Origin of the sequence: Tractidigestivibacter sp. (assembly GCF_050946515.1) — a bacterium.
In the GTDB taxonomy this organism is placed as follows: Bacteria; Actinomycetota; Coriobacteriia; order Coriobacteriales; family Atopobiaceae; genus Tractidigestivibacter.
Window position 1 is genome coordinate 1 of the sequence record NZ_JBMNUX010000002.1, and the last position, 21,463, is coordinate 21,463.

A 21,463-nucleotide genomic window follows, 5' to 3' on the forward strand; every position below is an offset into this window, starting at 1 on the left:
TGGTCGGGTGGACTGGATTCGAACCAGCGACCCCTTGACCCCCAGTCAAGTGCGCTACCAAACTGCGCCACCACCCGAATATTTGTTTGCGCTCGCGCGCGAGGAATAATGTAGCATTCTGCTCGGCAGGATACAAGCAAAGTTTTCAATTCCTCCACGAATTGCCGTTATTTGTTGACAGCATCACGAACTTCTCGCGCGATCGCGACGAGAGCGCCTCTAGACACAGGGGAGAGGGCATGGACGACAGCAACCTCATGTGGCACGTCGCAAGCTCACGCCAGCTCATAAAGGACCGCTGGTTTGACCTGCGGGAAGTCCACTACCAGATGCCTGGCGGGACCAAGAACCCCTGGCCGTACTACACCTTCTCAAAGCGCAGCTACGTCGTGATTGCCGCCATCGACACGGATGGCAACTACCTTTGCGTGCGCCAGTTCAGGCCCGGGATAGGGGAGGTCACGCTCGAGATGCCAGCCGGCGGGATCGAGGGGGACTCCAAGCGCCCCGCAGAAGAGGCTGCGCTTGCCGCGGCGCGTCGCGAGCTTAGAGAGGAAACCGGCTACGAGGCGGATCAGTGGACGCACCTTCTGACGATTCCCTCCTGGGCCACGCTGAGCGACGACTTGGCATACCTCTACCTGGCGCAAGGCTGCCGCCGCGTGGGCAGCCAGGAGCTGGACGAGACAGAAGCCCTCTCCGTGGAGACCCACAGCCCCTCAGAGATGCGCGAGCTCGCCCGTGCGGGAAAGCTCCAGCAGGTGGTTCACGTCGCGGCGCTCTACCTGGCAGAGGAAGCGCTTGGAAGGTAGCCGCCGCGCACGAGCATGCGGCCATTCTCGACGCGCCCCTATGCCAGCAAGAGCCGCGCGTGGAGAAAGCGATGATACCCGTCCGCCTCGTGCGTGCGGCAGATGAGCCTTCCCGCCAAAGGCCCGGCTGGCCTTGCGCCGCGCCGCGCAGCCTCGGCCAGAAGCCCCTCAAAGACCGAGATGTTGAAGCCTCCTCGGTCTCCGGCGTCCAGATAGGTCGAGAGCGCCTCTCCGCCATTCAGATGGAAGACGTACGGGCCTTCCTCAGGACCGCCGAGCTCGCGATAGATCTTCTCGTCCGCCGAGAACCCCCAATAGTACGAGCCGGACGCGCAGTCGGGAAAATAGAACGTGGCGGCAAGGCAGCCGCGGTACTCGTCCACGAAGTCAAGCTCGTCGGAGCCAAGCCCCTTCAGGAACTCGTGGTCCTTGCGCTCGGCAATCATGACCTGCCCGCCAAGGCGCTCGACCGAATAGGACGGGGCCTCTCCCTTGGCCATCCGGGCGCGCGCCTCTTGGACGCGCGACATCTCGGCCTCCAGCCTGCGGGCGGACTCCACGACAAGCTGCTGGCGGCGGAGCTCGTGCTCAAGCGCCTCCGTGCGCTGGTCGAACATCTCGTGGATCTCGTCGAGGCTTCCCTCTTGGACGATGCGCCTCACTTCCTTGAGGGAGAAGCCAAGGCCCTGGTAGAGCTTCGCGTCCCAAAGAAGGTTGACCTGCCAGTCGTCGTAGGAGCGGTAGCCGTTATTGGGGTCAATCTCGGGAGAGATGATTCCCTGCTTCTCATAGAGCCTCAGCGTGTCACGAGAAAAGCCGAGGTTTCGCCTGATGTCGCCCTGTCTCTCTCCCATGTCCCTCGCTTCTTCCCTCGTCAACGCCGCAGCTCATGCCGCCGGCAAAACGAAAAAACTCGCTTGACCTGGGGGCAACCCCCCGGTTGAAGATAGCTCAATAGTAACCGTTGGCTTTGCCAGCGCCCCAAAGGCAACCTTTGCCGGGGAACCACACGTGAGATGGAGACTGCGATGAAGCTTGACACCTTGTTCTCACCGATGAAGATCGGCACCTGCGAGATCCCGAACAGACTCGTCGTGCCCGCGATGGTCACGAACTATTGCAACCTCGAGGGCACCATCACCGACCGCTACCTTGCCTACATGGAGGAGAAGGCCAAGGGCGGCTGGGGCCTGCTGATAACCGAGGACTATTGCGTGCAGGAGAACCGCAAGGGCTACACACGCATACCCGGCCTTTGGAACGATGGGCAGATTCCCGGAAACGTCGAGCTCACGAAGCGCGTCCACGCGCACGGCTCCAAGATCTTCTGCCAGATGTATCACCCGGGCCGCCAGGTGATGCCCCAGTCCACCTTCGGCCTGGACACGCTCGCGCCCTCCGCCTCGACGGACCCCGCCACCCAGGCAAGCGCACGCGCCATGACCGTCGACGAGATTCACCAGCTGGTCGCTGACTTTGGCTCTGCCGCCGGTCGCGCCAAGAAGGCCGGCTTTGACGGCATCGAGCTCCACTGCGCTCACGGCTACCTGCTGGCCGAGTTCCTCTCGCCGGCCATCAACAAGCGCGTCGACCAGTACGGCGGCTGCTTCAACAACCGCGTCCGCATCATCGACGAGATCATCGCCGCGATGAGGGAGCAGGTAGGCCCCGACTTCCCGATCCAGGCGCGCGTCTCGTCCGAGGACTTCGTCGCAGGCGGCCGCACCATGGCCGAGACGCTGGAGCTCTGCCGCCACCTTGAGGATGTCGGCTTTGACGCCATCAACTGCTCCAACGGCATGTACGCCTCCGCTCCGACCGACGCGATCATCGCGCCCATGTTCACCCCGCACGCCTTCAACATGGACCGCGCCGAGCAGATAAAGCGCGCCGTGGGCATCCCCGTTATCTTGTCCAACCGCGTGAACGACCCGCAGATGGCAGACACCCTGATCAAGATGGGCAAGGCAGACTTTGTCGCAATGGGCCGTGGCTCGCTCACCGACCCGCGCATGCCCGAGAAGGCCAAGTGCGGCAAGTTCGCCAACATCCGCTATTGCATCGGCTGCCTGCAGGGCTGCGAGTTCCCGCTCTATATGGACTCCGAGGTCACCTGCCTTGTGAACCCGCGCGTTGGCCGCGAGTACGAGAACAAGATGGAGAAGGTCGAGAGCCCCCGCAAGGTCATGGTCATCGGTGCCGGCCCTGCCGGCCTTCAGGCGGCCGAGACGGCTGCGCTGCGCGGCCACAACGTCGAGGTCTTCGAGGCTCAGGGAGAGCTTGGAGGCGCTTTCCGCTCGGCAGCCTACCCCGTAGGCAAGGGCGAGCTGGCAACCTACGTCAGCAGCCTGCGCGCCGACCTCGAGGAGCTGGGCGTGCCCGTACACCTGAACGCGCCCGTCACGGAGGAGACCATCGTCGCCGAGAAGCCCGACGCGATCATCGTCGCCACCGGCTCCAAGCCGCTGACGCCGCGCATCCCCGGCATCGAGGCAGCCGTGACCGCCGAGGACGTGCTTCTGGGCAACGTGACGCTCCCCAACGGCCCGGTCGTTGTCTGCGGAGGAGGCGAGGTGGGAGCCGAGACCGCTCACTTCATCACGCAGGTTCACCCCGACGTCACCATCCTTGAGATGCAGCCTGACATCTGCATGGACATGATGCCCATCACCAAGGCGTGCCTGATGCAGATGCTTGGCGAGGCTCACGTGAAGGTGCAGGTAAACGCAACAGTCCAGGAGGTCCGCTCAGGCGTAGCCGTCAAGGCGGCGGCATCCAGCTGGGTTGACCAGAGCGCCTCGCAGGCAGAGGGCTACGCGGTCGTCTACAAGGGGGCTGACGGCGAGCTGCATGAGGTCCCGTGCGCAAGCGTCGTCTCGGCGTTTGGCTACAAGGCCTATAACCCCCTCGAGGACATCGCTCGCGCCCGCTGCAGCGACGTGAGGGTCGTCGGCAGCGCCGTGAAGGCCGGAAACGCGCTCGTCGCCTCTCGCGAGGGCTACGAGGCAGGCCTTGCCGTCTAGCCTCCGGCCTCAAGCGGCAAGACGCTCAAGCTTTCGCGTCGCCAAGGCGGGCACCGCATCAAAGGTGCCCGCCTTTTTCCGCCGCTTCGACCTTGCCTGGCCGCGCAAGGGCGAAGCGGCGCGACTTTGGACTGCTCGTGTCGACAGATAGCCCATTTACCATGCAAAATAGGTCACGGTTGCGTTACGTTTATGTCACTGGTTAGTTCGTCATTACGTTTGGGGGAGAGCATGGCAAACAACGCTCGCAAGACGACCACCTCGAGACCTGCCGCAGCAGCCGCCACCAAGACGACAAAGACGGCAGCCTCTTCGGCAGCCAAGACTGTCGAAGAGACCAAGAAGCCAGAAGAGCCAAAGCCCGAGAAGACAACCTCAGCGACCGCCAAGGCAACCACGCCGAAGCCCGAGAAGAAGGTCGAGGCGGAGCCTGCCGCCAAGGCGGATGCGCCAATGACCAGCGCGAAACCCGAGCCAACTCCCAAGGCTGGCGCCGTCAAGCCTGCCAAGAAGGCGGCGCCCGCGGCAAAGAAGCCCGCAGAAAAGAAGACTACGCGCAAGGCCAAGGCATCAGCCGCCAAGGCCGCAGAGAAGAAGACGGCACCCGCGAAGAAGCCTGCCGAGCCGACAAAGTCTGAAGCTGCCCCCAAGGCGGCGGCTGCTCCTGCAGCCAAGGCCGAGCCAGCCCCGAAGGCGAAGCCGACGCCCGCGCCCAAGGCCGAGGAAGCGCCGAAGGCAGAGGCAAAGCCTGCCCCCAAGGCAGAGGCAAAGAAGCCGAATCCCGCTCCAGCAGAGCCCAAGCCTGAGCCCGCTCCCGCGCCTGAGCCGAATCTCCCGCAGCCGCGCCGCTCCGTCGCCTTCATCGGCTCCGAGTGCTACCCGTTCGTGAAGACCGGCGGCCTGGGCGACGTCATGTATGCGCTTCCCAAAGCGCTCGTGAAGCAGAACTGCGACGTCAAGGTCATCGTCCCCAAGTACGCCTGCATCAAGCAGGAGTGGAAGGACAAGATGGTCTATCGCGGCTCGTTCCAGATGGACCTTTGCTCTGACGGTCGCTCCTTCTACGTCGGAATCATGGAGTACGTCTCGCCCAGCGGCGTTGTCTACGACTTCATCGACAACGAGGACTTCTTCAGCTACGGCAACCCGTACACCAACTTGGTCGACGACATCCCGCGCTTCTGCTACTTCTCGAAGGCGGCTTTGGCAGCCCTGAACTACATGGGCTGGATTCCCGACGTCATCCATTGCCACGACTGGCAGGCAGCCCTTGTGCCCATCTTCCTGAAGACCATGTTCCAAGGCACGTACCTTGCGCGCTCCAAGACGGTCCTCACGATCCATAACCTGCGCTTCCAAGGCAAGTACAACATCCCGACCATCAAATATTGGACCAACCTGCCCGACAGCGTCTTCAACATGGGCGCTCTTCAGGAAGACTGGACCGAGGCCAACTGCCTAAAGGGCGGCCTTGCTTACGCAGACATGATCACGACGGTCTCCGGCACGTACGCGCAAGAGATCCAGACCCCCGAGTATGGCGAGAAGCTAGACGACCACCTGCGCTACTACTCTTGGAAGCTCCGCGGCATCGTGAACGGCATCGATCCCGAGATGTGGAATCCCGCCACGGACAAGCTCCTTGCCGCCCCGTATAGCGCCGAGAACTTCCTGGACGAGAAGCCCAAGAACAAGCGTGCCTTGCAAGAGGAGCTTGGCCTTGAGGTAGACGACAGCAAGATGGTCATCGGCCTTATCTCGCGCCTCACCAACCAGAAGGGCCTTGACCTGGTGAACGACGTCATCCCCGGCCTTATCGACGGCAACACGCAGATTGTCATCTTGGGCACCGGCGACCCGCAATACGAGGACTCGTTCCGCTATTACGAGAACACGTACAAGGGGCAAGTCTGCTCCAACATCATGTACGACGAGGGTCGCGCGCACAGGATCTATGCGGGAGCCGACGCGCTGATGGTCCCCTCTCGCTTCGAGCCCTGCGGGCTCACCCAGCTCATCGCCATGCACTACGGCACGGTGCCCATCGTTCGCGAGACGGGCGGCCTCAAGGACACGGTGCAGCCCTACAACCAGTTCAGCAACGAGGGCAACGGATTCACCTTCGACCGCTACGAGTCAGGGCTCCTCTACGACGCGGTCAACCGCGCCAAGACGCTCTACTTCACCAACCGCTGGTGCTGGGACCAGATGGTGCGCCGAGACATGGAGAAGGACGTGACGTGGGACAAGTCGGCGCAGCAGTATCGCTGGCTGTACCTGGAGCTCACGCAGTAAGCGTATGACCTCAAGCGAGGCTTGGCAGTTGCCAGCCGACGCGATGCGGACCCGTCGTCTATGCGGCGGGCCCGCTTTCTTCTTGCCGGATATGGTTATCCAAACGCAAAGGCAGCACAGTCCAAGATTCCTGGACGCGATTGAAGTGGTAGCATTTTAGCTGCCCGTTAAATCGCAGCTTAAATGTTTGAGGGTGGTTGCATGAAGAAGTACCTAGCAGAGTTCATCGGAACGTTCGTCCTCGTGTTCGTCGGCTGCGGCGTTGCCGCGGTCACCGGGTGCAACGGTGACGTCAACGCCTCCTACGTCCTTACGGCACTTGCCTTCGGGGGGACCATCGTCGCAATGGCCTACTCCATCGGCAACATCTCTGGCTGCCATGTCAACCCCGCCGTCTCACTCGGCGTCTGGATGACGGGCGGCATGTCCTCGTCCGACTTCGTCGGCTACCTGGTTGCCCAGTTCCTCGGCGGCATCGCCGGCGCCGCGGTCCTCGAGGCCCTCATCGGCACGAGCATGGGCCTTGGCTGCAACGGCCTCTACGACGGCAGCGTCGGAAAGTCGCTGCTCGTCGAGATAATCCTCACCTGCATCTTCGTGCTCGCCGTGCTTGGCGCCACCAGCAAGCCCGAGAACTCCTCGGTCGCAGGGCTTGTCATCGGCGGCTCGCTCACCCTGGTCCACCTGATGGGCATCTACTTCACCGGCACCAGCGTGAACCCTGCGCGCTCCTTTGGCCCCGCGCTTCTCATGGGCGGAGAGTCCCTGTCCGTCGTGTGGGTCTTCATCGTGGCCCCGCTTGTGGGCGGCGCCCTTGCGGCGCTCATCTGGAAGGGTCTCAACGCCCAGTCCAAGTAGCTGCCAGCACCTCTAGAGCCACAAACTGCCTCGTCGCGCAAGCGGCGGGGCTTTTTTCTTGCAGGCGACCCGACCGTCAGAGGGCGACGCGCGACAGAAGGGAGATTGCCGAGAAGGCGCATACCAGAAAGATTGCATGGTCGATCGTGCCGCCAGAGTGGCAGAGCCCAAGCGAGAAGCCAGCCTTCAGGGGGAAGAGAATCCGCACGCCCTTGCTGTTCAGAAGGTCAAGCGCCACATGAGAGGCGAAGCCGACGGCAAACGGGGCAGCAAGCGAGGGGAGCGAGTGCCAAAGGCTTGCTGTCAAGATGACGGCCGCCAGAATCGAGTGCATAAAGCTTCTATGCGGGGTGAGCGACCCCACCATGCAGGTTCCGACGAACACGACCGCCGCTATCACCGGGACTGGTCCTGCCTGGTCGAGCGCTCCAGCCCAAAGCGACTGAATCGAGAATCCGTCAACAAGAAGGCTTGCTGCCACAATCGCAGCCAGCAGGAGCCATGCGACGCGTGCGTCGCGACCCTGCTCGCTTGCACGGGCGTCGACGTCGGGAACAAGGCCGCCGAGGCCTCCGCCGATGACGCAAGCCGCGGCAAGGCTTGCCGTCTGCGGCTGAACAAGCGCGAGGGCGGCGGTGATTCCGGCTGCAAGGTGAGTCTTTCCCGTCATCGCGCGTCTCTTCCTTCCGTCACTCAAACCTGTCGAACCAGCATCGACCTAGTCAGCTTCTACCCGCGAAAAGAACTCGCGCGCATTGCCAAAGCAGAGGCGCTCGGCCTGCTCGTCCCCAAAGCGCTGGCGCATCATCTTGACGAGCCCGCGCATCTTGTCGCAGGGCTCGAGCCACGAGGGAACGTTGCTCCCGTCGTAGTCGCTGCCAAGGGCCACAACGCGCTCGCCGCCAAGGTCAAGCCAGTGCTCCACGTGGGCAAGAAGCTCGTCGGGCGAAGGGTCCTTCTCGCCAGAGATGAAGCTCCTGCAGAAGTTGAGGCCGACGACCCCTCCTGCGTCGCGAATCGCGCGGAACTGGTCATCGGTGAGGTTCCTTGGGACGTCCCGCACCGCGCGAGAGTTTGAGTGGCTGGCCGCAAAGGGGCGCTTGGAGATGCGCGCCACGTCCCAGAACCCCTCGTCGTTCAGGTGCGAGACGTCGACGGCGATGTGCCTTCGCTCGAGCGCGCCCACTGACTTGGCGCCAAAGTCGGTCAGCCCTTGGTGCGTTTCATGCCCAGATCCTAGCGGGTTCGCTCCGTTCCACGTGAGCGTCACCATGCGCACTCCGGCAGCGGCGATCTTCTCGAGCATGTCGGGGCTAGCGGCGAGAAGCCCGCCGCCCTCGATCGTGAGAAAGCCGCAGGTCTTGCCAGAGCCAAGCACCTCGTCAACCTCGGAAGCGCAGCGGGCGACGCCCAATAGGTCGGGATGGGCGGCGACATGGCTGGGAAGGGACCTTGACACCACGTCGAAGAAGCGGGCCGCCTCGTCGGGCGCAAGCTGGTCCGGGATGAAGACGGCCAGGCACTGGCACCATGAGAAGCCTGACATCGCGTTGAGAGACAGGTGGCCTTTGCTTATCGCGAAGTCCTGCAAAGTGCCCCGCTCGACGGAGCCTTCATCCCCAGGGGCGTAAGAGGCGTGGCCTCCGTTGAGCTCGTCGGGAAGGAGCGGCCAGGCAAGCCGGTCCAAGGTGTCGCAATGCAAATCAAAGATGCGCGTCTTCTCTTGTGCCATCGGTCCTCCGTAGCTTTGCGTCTCACGATTGCGATGCCGTCAGGCTATAGTTTGGCTTACCACAACCGCGACTATTGGCAAGAGAGGTACCAGAGCGCATGATTCAAGGTGCAATATTCGACCAAGATGGCCTGATGTTTGATACGGAGAAGTCTTGGCTCAAGGCATGGAAGCCAGCCCTTTCTGAGTTTGGCTACCCCGACGTCCCCGAGGGCCTTCCCGCCGCCACGAGAGGGACCTCAGGCGACAGCTTCTACGCGGCCATCCATCGATTCTTTGGCCCTGAGGCCGACGCAAAGGGGATCCGCGACGCCCTCAGCCGCCATGCCTACGCCGACATCCGTGCGCACATCGAGAAGAAGCCGGGCCTCGACGAGCTTCTTGCCTGGCTCTCAGACCAGGGCGTCCCCTGCGCAGTGGCAACCTCTTCCCCAAGGGGAGACACCCTGAACAACCTGCGCAGGAGCGGAATCGAGGAGCGCTTTCAGGCGGTGGTGACTGGCGACCAGATCACGCGCTCGAAGCCTGACCCGCAGATCTTCAACATCGCGGCGTCCCTGATTGGGACCGAGCCCGCCCATACGCTGGTCCTAGAGGACAGCAAGCAGGGTCTGCGGGCAGGCCATGCCGGGGGCTTCATCACCGTGATGGTGCCAGACCTTACGCCGCCTGACGAAGAGACCGACGCCCTCTGCGACGCTTGCTGCGCGAGCCTGCTTGAGGTACGCGACCTTCTCGCCTCAGGAAAGCTCGGGTAGCCCGTGGTGCCTGCCGACGGCTTTGCGCCCGCGCCTACGGGGCAAGGAAGTGCAGGTACTCGTCGAACACGTTGAAGAGCATGTCGCCCGAGACCACGGGAATGTCCGCAGTCGAGCCCTCGAGCGGAACGTGCGTATAGAGGTCATGGGCACGCGTGAGCACCAGGGCCGGGTCGACGTCGTAGGAGTCCCCGAGAACTACCTCCAGGTAGGGGGCGTACTTTGCCGCCTGCTTGACCTCCTCATGGTCAATCTGGTCCTTCATCTTGAACTCGAGCGAGAAGGCATGCTCAGGCGAGATCACCAAGACGTCGGTGTAGATTCTGATGCGTCGGGCCCGCCGAATGCGCAGCTCGAAGCAGATCTCCCACGATCCGCACGCAAGACCAAACTCCCGAAGCGCCTGGAAGTTCTCTCGCATCGCCTGGCGCGTGTCGAGAAACGAATGGACGAGACCGCGTGTATCGTTCAAGTTGCGCCCGATTCTCTGGCAGCCGGCCTCAAGCTCGGAAAGCCAGCCATGCTCGTCCTGGTCCATAAATTCTGCAACCGTTCCGTACCAGCCGGAAAACTGGTCGAGACCCGCGTGGGGAACGTCTTGGCGAATCATGCCGTACCACAGGTAGTCACGGTCCCGATAGCACAGGTCAGATATGAAGGGGGAGCGGTAAAGGTACTGGTTCACGACCTTGCGTGGAAGCCCCAGCGTTTGGGCTATGTCTCTTGCCTTCACTCCGTCATGGCGGCAGATTGCGGCATAGATGGCGCGCTCGCGCTCGTCGGCTGCCGACTTCCAACGCATTGCGGCCCCTCCCTTACCGACCGCTCGGGACGTTTAGGTGAACGTGCGGCCTGTCCTCGTAGCCGTGATAGTCTCCAAAGTAGACGAAGTAGTCTGCGACACGGTCCGCAAGAGACTGGTCGTGGGTCGCCACGACGAGCGTCTTTCCCGCCGCATGGAGCTCGTCGAGAAAGCCCAGCATCCACTCGCGCGAGCGCTGGTCGAGGCTTGCCATCGGCTCGTCAAACAGGTACACGTCAGGGTTCATCGACACGATGCAGGCGATGGCGACCTTCTTCTGCTCGCCGCCGGAAAGGTTGTAGGGGGCGCGCCGGCGCAGCTCGGAGATGCCGAGAAGCTCGCAGACGTCGCTCACGCGGCGCTCCACCTCCTTGGGCTCAAGGCCCATCTGGCGCGGCCCAAACGCGATCTCGTCCTCGACGCTCGCGCAGAAGAGCTGCGAGTCAGAGTCTTGGAAGATGAAGCCGACGCGCTGATGGAGGCGCTTCGAGAAGGCAGGGTCGGCCATGCTCTTCTCGTCAACGACCCGCCCGTCAAAGCGGTAGCTTCCTTGCTGCGCCAGGTTGAGCCCCACCATCGCGCGCAGAAGCGTCGACTTGCCCGACCCGTTGTCGCCCATGAGCACCGCCGCGTCGCCCGGGTAAATGTCAAGGTCTATGTGGGAGAGCACCGCATGCTCTCCGTAAGCGAAGCAGAAGTCGTCGAACGAGATGAGGGGGCGCCCTGCGGCATGGGCGTGGGGGCTGTGAAGCGACAATGGGTGCGCTGAGGTATGACGCATGGCTAGGCGACTCCTTCAAGATAGACAAAGAGAATAACGCAAAGGACGAGAATAGCGCACCACGCCGCGTCAACGGGCTTTGGGGCCGTGCGCCCTGCCGGCGCGTACTCCCCTTCGAACCCGCGGCAGCGCATCGCCTCGCTGGTCGCCCGTGACGCCTCGGCGCTCTTGAGCAGCGTGACGCCTCCCACGCCCCCGATCGACGAGCCCTTGTCGCGGTTCTTGCCAACGCTGCGCAGCTTGAGGGCGCACAGGACCTCGAGCGCAACGTGACCGAGGTCGACGATTCCCTTGAACGCCAGCTCGAGCGTCATGATGGCAAGGTTGGGAACGTGAAGCGTCCTGAGCGCCCCAGTGAGCTCGGAGGGCGTCGTCGAAAGCGTCACGCACATCACGATGGAGACGGAGACGAGCACCTTTGACCCAACGCGCACGGCTGAGGCGCTTTGGCCAAGGAAGATTGCAGGGATCATGATCAGCACCGAAAACCCCGCCGCGGCAAAGGCGGTTGCAGCCGTGCGGGCAAGCGCGCGCTGGGGCAGAAGCGCAACGCGGACGAGCAGCGCGGCAAGCATGACAATCGTGAACGCCCAGTTGGTTGAGACCGACGTGAGCACAATCAAGAGAAGCCCGCCTACCGCCTTGAGCGTCGCGCTGGGGGAGAGCCTTCCGCTCTGGCCGTCGTCGATGCGCAGCCTGCCAAGAGCGCCAGCCAGCGAAAGCATGCTCCTCTCTACAAACCCGTCGCTGTCGCGACCGGGCGCATACGACTCCGACGAAAGAAGCCACGATGGGAGGGAGCCCGCGCCCCTTCTTGTCGCAGAATCGAGAGCCAGGCTCTCGCTATCCCTCTCGCTAGACAAATTGCGCCTTAGGCTTGACCGCAGCTGCCACCAGCCTAAACACGATCACGAGAAGCGCAACGCCAATCACAGCAGACAGGATGTAGCCCACCCAGTCTGGAAGCGCGCCGAACGTGTAGTCCGGAAAGAGCGCCGTCCACTCCCATCCGCCCGACATGCCCGAGGGGACGTATCCGACCATCTCTCCGAGGTCATCGGCGGCCCACTCGCCCCAAGCGTCGCCCGCGGCTAGAAGCCCAAGGGGGCAGACCGCAATCAGCGAAGCCAGCAGCGCCCCGACAGGGAAAAGCGACTCCTTCTCGACGTTTCCTTGCCCCTGCTGGCCAGTCATGTCTGAAAGCCCAAAGCTCGGCGTCACGCGGCGAACGAAGGCAAGAATGCCCACGGTGAAGACGATCTCGGCCGCGCCGCAGACGGTGAGATGCGCCGCAAGCATGGTCGGGATCGAGACCCAAAGCGGATAGGGGCAGTACAGGGCGTTGCCTGCGGCATCGGAAAAGAGCAGCGGCTGGACGCCGAGCTCGATGGCCGCACAGAGGGCGGCGGCGTTGATTCCCAGATACGAGCCTACGCCAGCGGCAACAAGCTCGCGGGCGCTGCCGTCATGCTTCGCGAGACCGCAGACAAGCCTATAGGCCCCAAAGCCGACGAAGGGCAGGACAAATGCCATGTTGAAGCAGTTGGCACCAATGGCTAGCACGCCGCCGTCGCCAAAGAAGAGCGCCTGTACGACAACGGCGACCGAAATCGAGATGACAGCGGCCCACGGACCAAAGAGAATGGCGACAAGCGTCCCGCAGACGGCGTGACCAGTCGTTCCTCCAGGGACGGGAACGTTGAACATCATGGCAAGAAAGCAAAACGCGGCCGCGACCCCCAAGAGCTGCATCTTTTCTCGAGGAACCGTCCGGCGCACCTCGCGGGCGGCATGCACCCACACGGGGATCATGACGACGCCCATAGCGCCGCAGGTAGAGGGGCTCAAATAATTCTCGGGAATGTGCACGTGGGTTCTCCTTGAAAATGCGTCCAAAAAGTTTGAAAAACCTTACCACACGTAAATGAAGACGCGACCATGCCGCTGGCGACAATCCACGCCAAGTGGCGGCCCATCGCATGACGAAGAGCCCGCTCGACCGTTAGAGAATCTGCTCGAGCAGGGCGAGAAGCCCTTCCTCGGAATCGACTTCCCAGGTTGCGGGCTTGGCGCCCTCGGGCATGGCGCGGTGACGGCGGTTGAGCCAGATCGAGCGCATCCCCGCGTTCTGCGCGCCGACGACGTCGGTTGCAAAGGCGTCGCCTACATAGAGCGCCTCCGAGGCGGAAACGCCCGTGCGGCAGCATGCAATCTGGAAGATCTTGGCTCCTGGCTTTGCGGTCCCCAGAGGCTCCGACACAAAGACGTTCTCGGCTGGAATCCACTTGCCAAGGCCAAGGACACGGATCTTGTCCTGCTGCTGCGCGCCTCGCCCGTTTGAGATGAGCCCCACACGACCGTTCTTGGCGCAAAGGTCGAGCACGCTTCTCATGGTGGGGGAGAGCCTCATCGCAGGGGCCGTCTTTGTCGCATAGAACTTCTGCGCCGCGCAGGCTTCCTCAAAGCTCGCGTCGACGCCAAACTCCTTGAGAGTTCCCTGCATGCGGCGGGCATACTCCTCAACGGAAGGGTGCCTGCCTGCGGCGAATGCCGCAAAGACCTCTCCGCTGTGGCGGCGGCTCGCATCGTAGAGCTCGCCCGCAGAGACGCCAGGAAGCTTCCCAAGGACGTTCTCGACTGCATAGGCAAAGGGGAGCGCCTGGTCATAGAGGGTGTCGTCAAGGTCGAAGAAGACTGCAGCGATGCTCGCCGAGCCCCTCTCGCCACATTCTTCCTTGTTCTTGCCATCCATGAGCAACACCCCCAACCCATCTTCGCTCAAGGCGCAAGGTCTTGCCGGAAGCACTTTTCTTGACGCCCCCAGCACCTAGAAGGGTAGCGCATGCCGCCGTCGCTGGCAGAGGCGCCTCTTTAGCGCAATAGAATCTATTTTGCAAGCTCGATTGCGCTACGAGCCGGTTAACATCTCGGAAAATTATGCGCATCTGAAAAGCTTTTGACATTTGCTGGCTAAGATGGTTCAGCAACGGCCGCCTCACAGCGCGAGCGTGTTGGCGGGAAACCCTTGAGTTGCTTAGTGGAGTGATAAGCATGGCACGCGTTTTCAACTTCTCTGCCGGTCCTGCCGTCTTGCCGGAGGAGGTCCTCTCTCGCGCGTCATCAGAGATGCTCGACTGGCATGGAACTGGCATGTCCGTGATGGAGATGAGCCACCGCTCCAAGGCGTTCAAGGAAATCATCGAGACCGCTGAGGCCGACCTTCGCGAGCTTATGGGGATCCCCGATAACTACAAGGTCCTGTTTGTCCAAGGCGGCGACAGCCTCCTGTTTGACAGCGTCTTTCTGAACCTTGCCCCGCACAAGAAGGCCGACTACATCGTGACCGGCAACTGGTCCAACAAGGCGTTCAAGGAGGCTCAGGTGCTGGGCGACGCCCAGTGCATCGCAAGCTCCAAGGATAAGAACTTCACCTATGTGCCCGATGTCTCCGACCTGCCCATTCGCGACGACGCCGACTATGTCTACATCTGCCAGAACGAGACGATTCACGGCACCCGCTATGTTGACCTGCCAAATACCAAGGGCAAGGAGCTTGTTTCCGACCAGTCGTCGATGTTCTTGTCCGAGCCCGTCGACGTGACGAAGTTCGGCTGCATCCATGCCGGAGTGCAGAAGAACGTCGGCCCTGCGGGCGTGCAGGTTGTCATCGTGCGCGAGGACCTCATTCCCGACGACATGCCAGGCGTCCCCACGCTGCTTCGCTTCAAGACGCAGGCCGATGCCGGATCGCTGTACGACACGCCGAACTGCTGGGGCATCTACGTCTGCGGACTTGTCTTCAAGTGGCTGAAGGCGCGTGGCGGCCTTGAGGCGACCAAGGAGTACAACGAGGCAAAGGCCAAGGTTCTCTACGACTACCTCGACGAGTCCAAGCTCTTCAAGAGCACCGTCGAGCCCAAGTACCGCTCCATCATGAACGTCCCGTTTGTGACGGGCGACGCCGACCTGGACGCCGAGTTTATCGCTGAGTCCACCGCTGCTGGGCTCGCAAACCTCAAGGGCCATCGCTCAGTGGGCGGCATGCGCGCCTCGATCTACAACGCGATGCCCATCGAGGGCGTGCAGAAGCTCGTCGAGTTCATGAAGGACTTCGAGACCAAGCACCAGGCATAGCGCAACCGCGAGCCAACCGAAGCGCCCGGCCTTCGAGTCGGGCGCTCTTGCAAACGCGTCTGATACGACAAACACCAAGCCTGAGGGGGCTTACCCATGTACAAGGTACATTGCATGAACAACATTTCGCGCGTCGGCACCGACAAGCTGGGGGGCAACTACGAGCTCGTGAGCGAGCTAGACGGCGCTGACGCAATTCTCGTCCGCTCCGCCAACCTCCACGAGGTCGAGTTCCCGAGCTCCCTTCTTGCCATCGCGCGCGCCGGCGCCGGCGTGAACAACATTCCGCTTGACACGTGCGCACAGAAGGGCATCGTCGTCTTCAACACCCCCGGTGCCAACGCCAACGCAGTGAAGGAGCTCGTGATTGCCGGCATGCTGCTCTCCTGCCGCGACATCGTTGGAGGGATCAACTGGGTTTCGGAGAACTCTGACGACCCCGATGTGGGCAAGAAAGCCGAGAAAGCAAAGAAGCAGTTTGCCGGACGCGAGCTTGCAGGCAAGACTCTCGGCGTCATCGGTCTTGGCGCAATCGGCTCCGCCGTCGCAAACTCCGGTCGTCAGCTCGGCATGAAGGTGCTTGGCTATGACCCGTACCTTTCAATCAACGCCGCTTGGAGCCTTGACCGCAACATCCAGCACGTCACCGACATCAACGAGATTTGGGCCAACGCCGACTTCATCACCATCCACGTTCCGGCGATGGACAGCACCAAGGGCATGATCTCTCGCGAGGCCATCGAGAAGATGAAGCATGGCGTCGTAGTGCTCAACTACGCCCGCGACGTGCTGGTGGACGAGCAGGCCATGGCAGCCGCGCTCGATTCGGGGAAGGTCGCCCACTATATGACCGACTTCGCCAACCCGCAGTCTTGCAACATGAAGAACGCCATCGTGACCCCCCACCTCGGCGCCTCCACTTCTGAGGCCGAGGACAATTGCGCGGTCATGGCGGTCAGCGAGCTTCGTGATTACATCGAGAACGGCAACATCAAGAACTCCGTCAACTTTGGTGCCGTTGACCTGGGCGTCCTTACCACCGGCTTTCGCATTGCCCTGTTCCACAAGAACGTGCAGGGCATGATTGGCAAGATTACGAACATCCTCTCCGAGGCCGACCTGAACATCGAGAACATGGCCAACAAGAGCCGCGGCGAGTACGCCTACACCTTGATCGACGTTGCAAGCGGCAATGTCGATGAGGTAGCAAAGCGGGTGGCAGCCCTCAACAACGTCGTTCGCGTCCGCGTGATCAACGCGCAAGACGCATAGCGAGCAGCTCATAAGCCAGAGAAGCGCCCCGCTCCGGGTCTTCGGAGCGGGGCGCTGCCGTTTTTCGATTGGCCTTTTCTACTCGATGTAGTTCTCGAGCTCGGCGCTCGCCCTCTCGAACTCGTCATCGTCAATGTCTTCGATGCTGAAGCTTCCATCGCTGTACGTGGCATACCCATAGATGTAGATGCTGTCGGGGTCGTTCTCGGAGGCAAGCGCGACGTACTCCTTGCCATCGCAAGGGAAGATGCTCATCACCTCGCAGCGCTCGGAGTCGCCGTCATCAAACTCCAGCGTAATGAACTCGGGCTCGTCGTCCCATTCTTCCTCTTCGGGCTCTTCCGCGTCGTCGAGGTCGAATTCCGGATCTTCGTAATAATCCTCGTCCTCTGCCATGATCGCTCCTTTTACAGTGGCGCGGCGCACCCTATGGCGCCTTTGCGCTGAAGTGTACCCGCATCGGGCCGTTTCAGAAGCGTCAAGTATTTCTCTTCTCGGTGAGTAGCGGTAAAGACGTCGCTACCATAGAAAATCTCAGATTGGAAGCCGCCGCTGGCGCCGCTGGCGCCACCGCAAACGGACTGGAGGGCAGCACATGCACGCGGGCCTTGACGTGTACGAGCACTACGCAAACGAGAACGACTATCCCGACCTCGACGTGGCCGGGGCTGCCAAGCGCCTTTCCGCTGCGATTCGCTGCAAGACCATCGATTTGGGAGACGACACCGACCCAGAGCCCTACCAGAAGCTTCACGAGCTCATCCGCACTTCATTCCCGCACGTAATGGCCGCCGCTACGATAGAGGAGATGGGCCTCGACCTTCTTATCACAATTCCCGGCTCTAACCCCGCTCTTGACGCGGCGCTCCTTCTTGCGCACCAGGACGTCGTGCCCGCACAGGACTCCCCCGCATGGGAGCATGGCCCCTTTGAAGGCTACAGAGACGAGCGCTATATCTGGGGGCGCGGGGCGCTCGACATCAAGGATATGCTGACCGGCGAGCTTGAGGCCCTCGAGTACTTGCTTTCGCATGGAAGGCGCCCCCAAAGGACCGTGATTCTCGCCTTCGGGCATGACGAGGAGACCATCAGCCGCGGAGCGACCGCCCTTGCGGCCGAGCTCAAGGCTCGGGGCGTGCGCGCAGCCTGGCTATTGGACGAAGGGACGACGACGATGTTCGACGGGGCCTCATGGGGAGCCCCCGGCATCGCAATAAGCGACATCTGCGTCTCGCAGAAGGGCTTCTTGAACGTTCTTCTCACCGCTCCCGGAAGCGGAGGACACTCGTCCAACCCGTTCGGCGGCACCTCGCTTGAGCACATGGCGCGCGCGATAACGGCGATTTCAGACGAGATGCCTGGCCCGCTGCTGAACGACGTGATGCGCGAGACGTTCCGCGCCTTAGCGCCATGCATCACGGAGGAGCCGCTAAAGTCCCTTGTCCAGGATGTCGATGCCAACGCCGACCAAATCGCCCGCCTTGCTTCTGGGCGGCGAGAGCTCTATCCCTTCGTCGCGACGACCATGGCAGCAGACATGCTTGAGGGCGGAAGCGCCGCCCCAAACGTGATGCCCGGAGATGTCACCTCCATCCTCAACTTCAGGCTGCTTCCCGGCACCACCGCCGAGGACGTGATGGCGGTCGTGAACCGCGCGCTCTCGAAGTCGGGAACTGACGTCACCGCAAGGGCGATCCATGAGACTCCCGCAGGACGCCAAGACTCTGACCAAGGCGCGGGCTATGCCGAGCTGAAGGAGGCTCTAGAGCACTTCTACAAGGACATGCTCGTCGTTCCGTGCTTCGTCTGTGGAGGCACAGACGCCATACGCTACGAGGGCGTCTGTGACTCTGTCCTAAGAATCACGCCGTTTCGCCCGACGCCTGAGGAGGAGTCGGAAGGGGTGCACGGAACCAACGAGCGCATCTCTCGTCGCACCTATGCGCAGGGCATCCGCGTCCTTATTCGCCTCCTTGAATCGACCTCCTTCGCAGGCGCCTCCTTGTAAATCCCGTTATCCTTTCCATGATGGGGTACCATCTTAGTCTTGGAGCGCCCGAGACGGCTCGCCAGCCGCCCTAGCACAGACGACGTACTTTTCATAGATGCCTCGGAGGACAAGCGTGTCAGACAAACTGAACAAGCTCGGCACATCTCTCAGGTCGGTCACCGATTCCGACGCGGAGCTCGCACAGGAAAATGGCTCGTCCACAGATCCGGTAGGAACGCCCAATAACCCTTCGCACCAGATACTGACCGTCTCGAACGTGATCACCGCCTGCCGCTTTGTGCTGACGATCGTCTTCTTGGTGCTCTTTGTCCAGGGAGGGCACCGCTATCTTGCCCTCACGCTGTACGCCATTGCCGCCATCACAGACTTTCTGGACGGCCAAATCGCGCGCCGGACCCAGACAGTCAGCTGGCTCGGCAAGGTAATGGACCCCATCATGGACCGCGTGCTGCTGTTCACGGGCGTGCTAGCCATCGTGCTGACCGGCGAGCTTCCCGTTTGGGTCGCCGTGTTCGTGATTGGCCGCGATGTCTACCTGGCCATCGGAGCGCTCATCTTGCAACGCTACCGTCGTCGGCCCGTCGACGTCATCTACATTGGCAAGATTGCGACGGCGCTACTGATGTTTGGCTTCTGCGATTTGCTTCTTGGGCTTCCCGTAGTCCAGGGGCTTGGCATTGTGAACGTTTCGTGGCTACCCGGCCTCAACTCTCAGGCGGCCGCGCTTGGCATCTTCTTCGTCTACGTAGGCGTCTGCTTCTCGTTCGCGACCGCCGTGGTCTACACGCGGGAAGGCCTGAGCATTCGCAGGAAAGCAAAGGAAGAGAGCGCCGACACTCGCGAGAGGAGCTCCAAGTGATGAGGTTCCGAATGCTTCTGGGCACGCTCGCATCGATGCTTGTGGCTGTAGCCCTGACGTTTCTGCTGCCGGGATCTGCGATGGCCGAGGTCACCGGCGAGCCCGATCTGAGCGAGGCCGAATGCGCGATCGTCGAGGACTCAGCCGGCAACGTGCTGTGGGCGAAAAACGAGTACACGCACATGTCGATGGCCTCCATCACCAAGGTCATGACGGCCATGGTGGCGCTCGACTCCGGAATGGACCTCGACACCACATGCACCATCTACGAGACCGACCTTGGCGCGGACTCCCAGACCGCCGGCTATACGACCTCTGACACCCCGACGCTGCGAGAGCTGCTGCGCGTGATGCTCGTCTACTCCGCCAACGACGCCGCCGAGAACATCGCCATCAACGTCGCGGGCTCCGAGGAGGCGTTCGTGGAGCTCATGAACCAGAAGGCCGCCGAGCTCGGCATGGACAACACTCACTTCTCAAATCCCCATGGGCTCGAGGAGGACGACCACTATTCTTGCGCCGCAGACCTTGCGCTGATGGGGCGCACAGCACTCTCCGAGTACCCCTTCATTGCAGCGACGGTGCATCTTGAGAGCGTGACCGCCACAATCGACGGGACGGAGACCACGCTGTACTCGACAGACGACCTTATTGGAAGCTATCAGGGAGTGCGCGGCATAAAGACCGGCGCCGTAGGATCGGGCACAGCCTTCTTGGGCGCCTGCCAGAAGGATGGCGTCGAGCTGTTTACCTGCGTGCTTGGCTGCGACACCAGCGACGGCCGCTTTGAAGATACTGCGGCGCTTCTCGACTGGGCATATGATAACTATGACGAGCTTCTCGTTGCTCGCCGCAGCATGATCGTGGACGTGCGGCCTTGGGCGTACAACTTCGCCTTCACCTGCGTGGTTCGACCCTCCGAGGACGAGTATGTGGTCGTTTGGCCCGACGGAGGAGACCTGAACTACACAAGCACCTTCGTCAAGAGCTCGATCCTCCTGGACAAGGGAGAGCTTGCGGGAACCACTACGTGGAGCCAAGACGGACGAGAGGCAGGCTCGGTCCACTACACAACCACGCTTCGGCTGGATACGGTACCGAGCATAAACATCTTTGCGCTTCCGCTCTTCGGCTACTACTAGAGGCAAGGCCAGAGGCGGCAGGCGCAGAAGGGCAAACTGGAGGAATCTCATGGCCAACGAATCAAGCGACGGCCCCAGCAAGACGCCGAAGGCAACGCGCGGCGCGCTTTACGAGGAGCACCTCGCGCTCAGGGCCAGCTTTACGAAGTCAGAGGAGAACGGGCTCATCTATCCGACGAGCTATGACGGAGAGGACGATCTTTTATCCGCGCTTGGCGGGGCCCTTGTGTCAGACCTCACCGGGTCGACATATCGCTTGGTTTCTGGCTCAAAGCCACAGGAGCTTTGCGAGATGGCGTTCTGCGCCAAGAAGCTCGAGGTAGGGGAGTGCGCCTTCGAGCCCGCCCTCACGGGCGACGGGTCCATCACCTCGGTGCCTCTTCTGGCAAGGACCGGCGCCCACGAGTACGTTGCGCTTGACCCCACAGAGCGCGGATCGGTTGTAGCTGGTTGGGTGAGCTTTCTTGCTGGAATCAGCCAGGATGGCAGGGCTCCCTTTGAGGGAACGACGGTAGAGGACGCGAGCGCAATGCTTGTGCCGCTGTTCGTTGCAGGCAGAAGGGCGTCCGAGCTTGTCGCCGACTATGTCCCCAATTGCCGCGCCGGCCTTCCTCGCGCAGGTAGGCTTCTCAGCGTGATGCTCGACGGCCACATCCCTTCCATCGTGGGCTCTGTGCCCATGGGAGGGCCCCACGCAGAGCCGGCCTATGTGATCTTCGTGCAGCCTGGCCACGCCCGCGTCATGTGGAGAAGCCTTCTTTCGTTCAACTGGGCAACTCCCATGGGGCGCGATGCCGTGCGAAATCTCTGGGACGATCGCCTTCCTTGGGCAGAGCGCCTGTCGTCAACCGACGTCGTAGAGTTTGGGGAGGATGAGCTCAAGCGCTGGGGCCTGTTGCGCGACGGAAGCGACTTCGTGGGCTCGCGAGGAATTTAGCCCATCATGGAGGCATGGACTTCAGGCAGGAACAAAGCGGAGGTTCA

The 21,463-nt window shown here is 62.0% G+C and carries 20 protein-coding genes and 1 tRNA gene; 11 read left to right on the forward strand and 10 right to left on the reverse strand.

What is annotated here, in order from left to right; all coding sequences use genetic code 11:
• A tRNA-Pro gene (locus tag ACOYJL_RS01310) sits at positions 1-77 on the reverse strand.
• Positions 78-239: 162 nt separating this feature from the next.
• Here ACOYJL_RS01310 and ACOYJL_RS01315 point away from each other — a divergent pair.
• Positions 240-812 (forward strand): NUDIX hydrolase, encoded by a 573-nt coding sequence (locus tag ACOYJL_RS01315; RefSeq protein WP_433568397.1) that lies wholly within the window; start codon positions 240-242, stop codon positions 810-812.
• 38 nt (positions 813-850) lie between these two features.
• Here the strand turns inward: ACOYJL_RS01315 and ACOYJL_RS01320 are convergent, their stop codons facing one another.
• Entirely contained in the window at positions 851-1,666 is an 816-nt protein-coding gene (locus tag ACOYJL_RS01320; protein ID WP_433568398.1) for a MerR family transcriptional regulator, read from the reverse strand.
• A gap of 174 nt (positions 1,667-1,840) precedes the next feature.
• Between ACOYJL_RS01320 and ACOYJL_RS01325 the strand changes: the two genes are divergently transcribed.
• The 3 genes from ACOYJL_RS01325 to ACOYJL_RS01335 all read left to right on the forward strand — a co-directional run bounded on the left by ACOYJL_RS01325 (position 1,841) and on the right by ACOYJL_RS01335 (position 6,988).
• Complete coding sequence (locus ACOYJL_RS01325; RefSeq protein WP_433568399.1) at positions 1,841-3,835, forward strand: FAD-dependent oxidoreductase; 1,995 nt, start codon at positions 1,841-1,843, stop codon at positions 3,833-3,835.
• Between the two features lie 231 nt (positions 3,836-4,066).
• The gene (locus ACOYJL_RS01330; RefSeq protein WP_433568400.1) at positions 4,067-6,130 is read left to right on the forward strand and encodes a glycogen synthase; all 2,064 of its coding nucleotides are present in this window, start codon (positions 4,067-4,069) and stop codon (positions 6,128-6,130) included.
• Between the two features lie 201 nt (positions 6,131-6,331).
• Positions 6,332-6,988: an MIP/aquaporin family protein gene (locus tag ACOYJL_RS01335; protein ID WP_433568401.1), complete on the forward strand. Its 657-nt coding sequence runs from the start codon at positions 6,332-6,334 to the stop codon at positions 6,986-6,988.
• Positions 6,989-7,064: 76 nt separating this feature from the next.
• On the opposite strand, the gene ACOYJL_RS01340 is transcribed toward ACOYJL_RS01335, so the two are convergent.
• Together ACOYJL_RS01340 and ACOYJL_RS01345 are read right to left on the reverse strand one after the other, a co-directional pair.
• Positions 7,065-7,658, reverse strand: a complete 594-nt coding sequence (locus ACOYJL_RS01340) for a metal-dependent hydrolase (protein ID WP_433568402.1) — start codon at positions 7,656-7,658, stop codon at positions 7,065-7,067.
• Positions 7,659-7,706: 48 nt separating this feature from the next.
• Positions 7,707-8,720, reverse strand: a complete 1,014-nt coding sequence (locus ACOYJL_RS01345) for a dipeptidase (protein ID WP_433568403.1) — start codon at positions 8,718-8,720, stop codon at positions 7,707-7,709.
• A 98-nt stretch (positions 8,721-8,818) separates the two neighbouring features.
• Between ACOYJL_RS01345 and ACOYJL_RS01350 the strand changes: the two genes are divergently transcribed.
• Positions 8,819-9,478: an HAD family hydrolase gene (locus ACOYJL_RS01350; protein WP_433568404.1), complete on the forward strand. Its 660-nt coding sequence runs from the start codon at positions 8,819-8,821 to the stop codon at positions 9,476-9,478.
• A gap of 34 nt (positions 9,479-9,512) precedes the next feature.
• Here the strand turns inward: ACOYJL_RS01350 and ACOYJL_RS01355 are convergent, their stop codons facing one another.
• The 5 genes from ACOYJL_RS01355 to ACOYJL_RS01375 form a co-directional block, all read right to left on the reverse strand.
• The gene (locus tag ACOYJL_RS01355; protein ID WP_433568405.1) at positions 9,513-10,280 is read right to left on the reverse strand and encodes a hypothetical protein; all 768 of its coding nucleotides are present in this window, start codon (positions 10,278-10,280) and stop codon (positions 9,513-9,515) included.
• A gap of 13 nt (positions 10,281-10,293) precedes the next feature.
• The gene (locus ACOYJL_RS01360; RefSeq protein WP_433568406.1) at positions 10,294-11,061 is read right to left on the reverse strand and encodes an energy-coupling factor ABC transporter ATP-binding protein; all 768 of its coding nucleotides are present in this window, start codon (positions 11,059-11,061) and stop codon (positions 10,294-10,296) included.
• Positions 11,062-11,063: 2 nt separating this feature from the next.
• Positions 11,064-11,786, reverse strand: a complete 723-nt coding sequence (locus ACOYJL_RS01365) for an energy-coupling factor transporter transmembrane component T family protein (RefSeq protein WP_433568407.1) — start codon at positions 11,784-11,786, stop codon at positions 11,064-11,066.
• A gap of 130 nt (positions 11,787-11,916) precedes the next feature.
• Positions 11,917-12,930: a cobalt transporter CbiM gene (cbiM, locus tag ACOYJL_RS01370; protein WP_433568408.1), complete on the reverse strand. Its 1,014-nt coding sequence runs from the start codon at positions 12,928-12,930 to the stop codon at positions 11,917-11,919.
• Between the two features lie 133 nt (positions 12,931-13,063).
• Positions 13,064-13,813, reverse strand: a complete 750-nt coding sequence (locus ACOYJL_RS01375) for an HAD family hydrolase (protein WP_433568409.1) — start codon at positions 13,811-13,813, stop codon at positions 13,064-13,066.
• A 299-nt stretch (positions 13,814-14,112) separates the two neighbouring features.
• Between ACOYJL_RS01375 and serC the strand changes: the two genes are divergently transcribed.
• Both serC and ACOYJL_RS01385 read left to right on the forward strand, forming a co-directional pair.
• The gene (serC, locus tag ACOYJL_RS01380) at positions 14,113-15,195 is read left to right on the forward strand and encodes a 3-phosphoserine/phosphohydroxythreonine transaminase (RefSeq protein WP_433568410.1); all 1,083 of its coding nucleotides are present in this window, start codon (positions 14,113-14,115) and stop codon (positions 15,193-15,195) included.
• 96 nt (positions 15,196-15,291) lie between these two features.
• Positions 15,292-16,467 carry a phosphoglycerate dehydrogenase gene (locus ACOYJL_RS01385; RefSeq protein WP_433568411.1) on the forward strand — a complete coding sequence of 392 codons (1,176 nt, stop codon included), beginning with the start codon at positions 15,292-15,294 and terminating at the stop codon, positions 16,465-16,467.
• Positions 16,468-16,545: 78 nt separating this feature from the next.
• Here ACOYJL_RS01385 and ACOYJL_RS01390 read toward each other — a convergent pair whose 3' ends face one another.
• Positions 16,546-16,863 carry a DUF1292 domain-containing protein gene (locus tag ACOYJL_RS01390; protein ID WP_433568412.1) on the reverse strand — a complete coding sequence of 106 codons (318 nt, stop codon included), beginning with the start codon at positions 16,861-16,863 and terminating at the stop codon, positions 16,546-16,548.
• A gap of 199 nt (positions 16,864-17,062) precedes the next feature.
• On the opposite strand from ACOYJL_RS01390, the gene ACOYJL_RS01395 reads away from it, so the two are divergent.
• From ACOYJL_RS01395 to ACOYJL_RS01410, 4 genes are all read left to right on the forward strand, one after another.
• Positions 17,063-18,475, forward strand: a complete 1,413-nt coding sequence (locus tag ACOYJL_RS01395) for a M20/M25/M40 family metallo-hydrolase (protein WP_433568413.1) — start codon at positions 17,063-17,065, stop codon at positions 18,473-18,475.
• Positions 18,476-18,590: 115 nt separating this feature from the next.
• Entirely contained in the window at positions 18,591-19,337 is a 747-nt protein-coding gene (locus ACOYJL_RS01400; protein ID WP_433568414.1) for a CDP-alcohol phosphatidyltransferase family protein, read from the forward strand.
• Positions 19,337-20,479 carry a D-alanyl-D-alanine carboxypeptidase family protein gene (locus ACOYJL_RS01405; RefSeq protein WP_433568595.1) on the forward strand — a complete coding sequence of 381 codons (1,143 nt, stop codon included), beginning with the start codon at positions 19,337-19,339 and terminating at the stop codon, positions 20,477-20,479. The genes ACOYJL_RS01400 and ACOYJL_RS01405 overlap by 1 nt, the downstream gene beginning before the upstream one ends.
• A 49-nt stretch (positions 20,480-20,528) precedes the next feature.
• The gene (locus ACOYJL_RS01410) at positions 20,529-21,416 is read left to right on the forward strand and encodes a hypothetical protein (RefSeq protein WP_433568415.1); all 888 of its coding nucleotides are present in this window, start codon (positions 20,529-20,531) and stop codon (positions 21,414-21,416) included.
• The last annotated feature ends 47 nt before the right edge of the window (positions 21,417-21,463 follow it).

Bases quoted from the DNA above. Each gene is read 5' to 3' on its own strand.
- ACOYJL_RS01315 (WP_433568397.1), top strand. From the start codon at position 240: ATGGACGACAGCAACCTCATGTGGCACGTCGCAAGCTCACGCCAGCTC.
- ACOYJL_RS01320 (WP_433568398.1), bottom strand. From the start codon at position 1,666: ATGGGAGAGAGACAGGGCGACATCAGGCGAAACCTCGGCTTTTCTCGT.
- ACOYJL_RS01325 (WP_433568399.1), top strand. From the start codon at position 1,841: ATGAAGCTTGACACCTTGTTCTCACCGATGAAGATCGGCACCTGCGAG.
- ACOYJL_RS01330 (WP_433568400.1), top strand. From the start codon at position 4,067: ATGGCAAACAACGCTCGCAAGACGACCACCTCGAGACCTGCCGCAGCA.
- ACOYJL_RS01335 (WP_433568401.1), top strand. From the start codon at position 6,332: ATGAAGAAGTACCTAGCAGAGTTCATCGGAACGTTCGTCCTCGTGTTC.
- ACOYJL_RS01340 (WP_433568402.1), bottom strand. From the start codon at position 7,658: ATGACGGGAAAGACTCACCTTGCAGCCGGAATCACCGCCGCCCTCGCG.
- ACOYJL_RS01345 (WP_433568403.1), bottom strand. From the start codon at position 8,720: ATGGCACAAGAGAAGACGCGCATCTTTGATTTGCATTGCGACACCTTG.
- ACOYJL_RS01350 (WP_433568404.1), top strand. From the start codon at position 8,819: ATGATTCAAGGTGCAATATTCGACCAAGATGGCCTGATGTTTGATACG.
- ACOYJL_RS01355 (WP_433568405.1), bottom strand. From the start codon at position 10,280: ATGCGTTGGAAGTCGGCAGCCGACGAGCGCGAGCGCGCCATCTATGCC.
- ACOYJL_RS01360 (WP_433568406.1), bottom strand. From the start codon at position 11,061: ATGCGTCATACCTCAGCGCACCCATTGTCGCTTCACAGCCCCCACGCC.
- ACOYJL_RS01365 (WP_433568407.1), bottom strand. From the start codon at position 11,786: ATGCTTTCGCTGGCTGGCGCTCTTGGCAGGCTGCGCATCGACGACGGC.
- ACOYJL_RS01375 (WP_433568409.1), bottom strand. From the start codon at position 13,813: ATGGATGGCAAGAACAAGGAAGAATGTGGCGAGAGGGGCTCGGCGAGC.
- serC (WP_433568410.1), top strand. From the start codon at position 14,113: ATGGCACGCGTTTTCAACTTCTCTGCCGGTCCTGCCGTCTTGCCGGAG.
- ACOYJL_RS01385 (WP_433568411.1), top strand. From the start codon at position 15,292: ATGTACAAGGTACATTGCATGAACAACATTTCGCGCGTCGGCACCGAC.
- ACOYJL_RS01390 (WP_433568412.1), bottom strand. From the start codon at position 16,863: ATGGCAGAGGACGAGGATTATTACGAAGATCCGGAATTCGACCTCGAC.
- ACOYJL_RS01395 (WP_433568413.1), top strand. From the start codon at position 17,063: ATGCACGCGGGCCTTGACGTGTACGAGCACTACGCAAACGAGAACGAC.
- ACOYJL_RS01405 (WP_433568595.1), top strand. From the start codon at position 19,337: ATGAGGTTCCGAATGCTTCTGGGCACGCTCGCATCGATGCTTGTGGCT.
- ACOYJL_RS01410 (WP_433568415.1), top strand. From the start codon at position 20,529: ATGGCCAACGAATCAAGCGACGGCCCCAGCAAGACGCCGAAGGCAACG.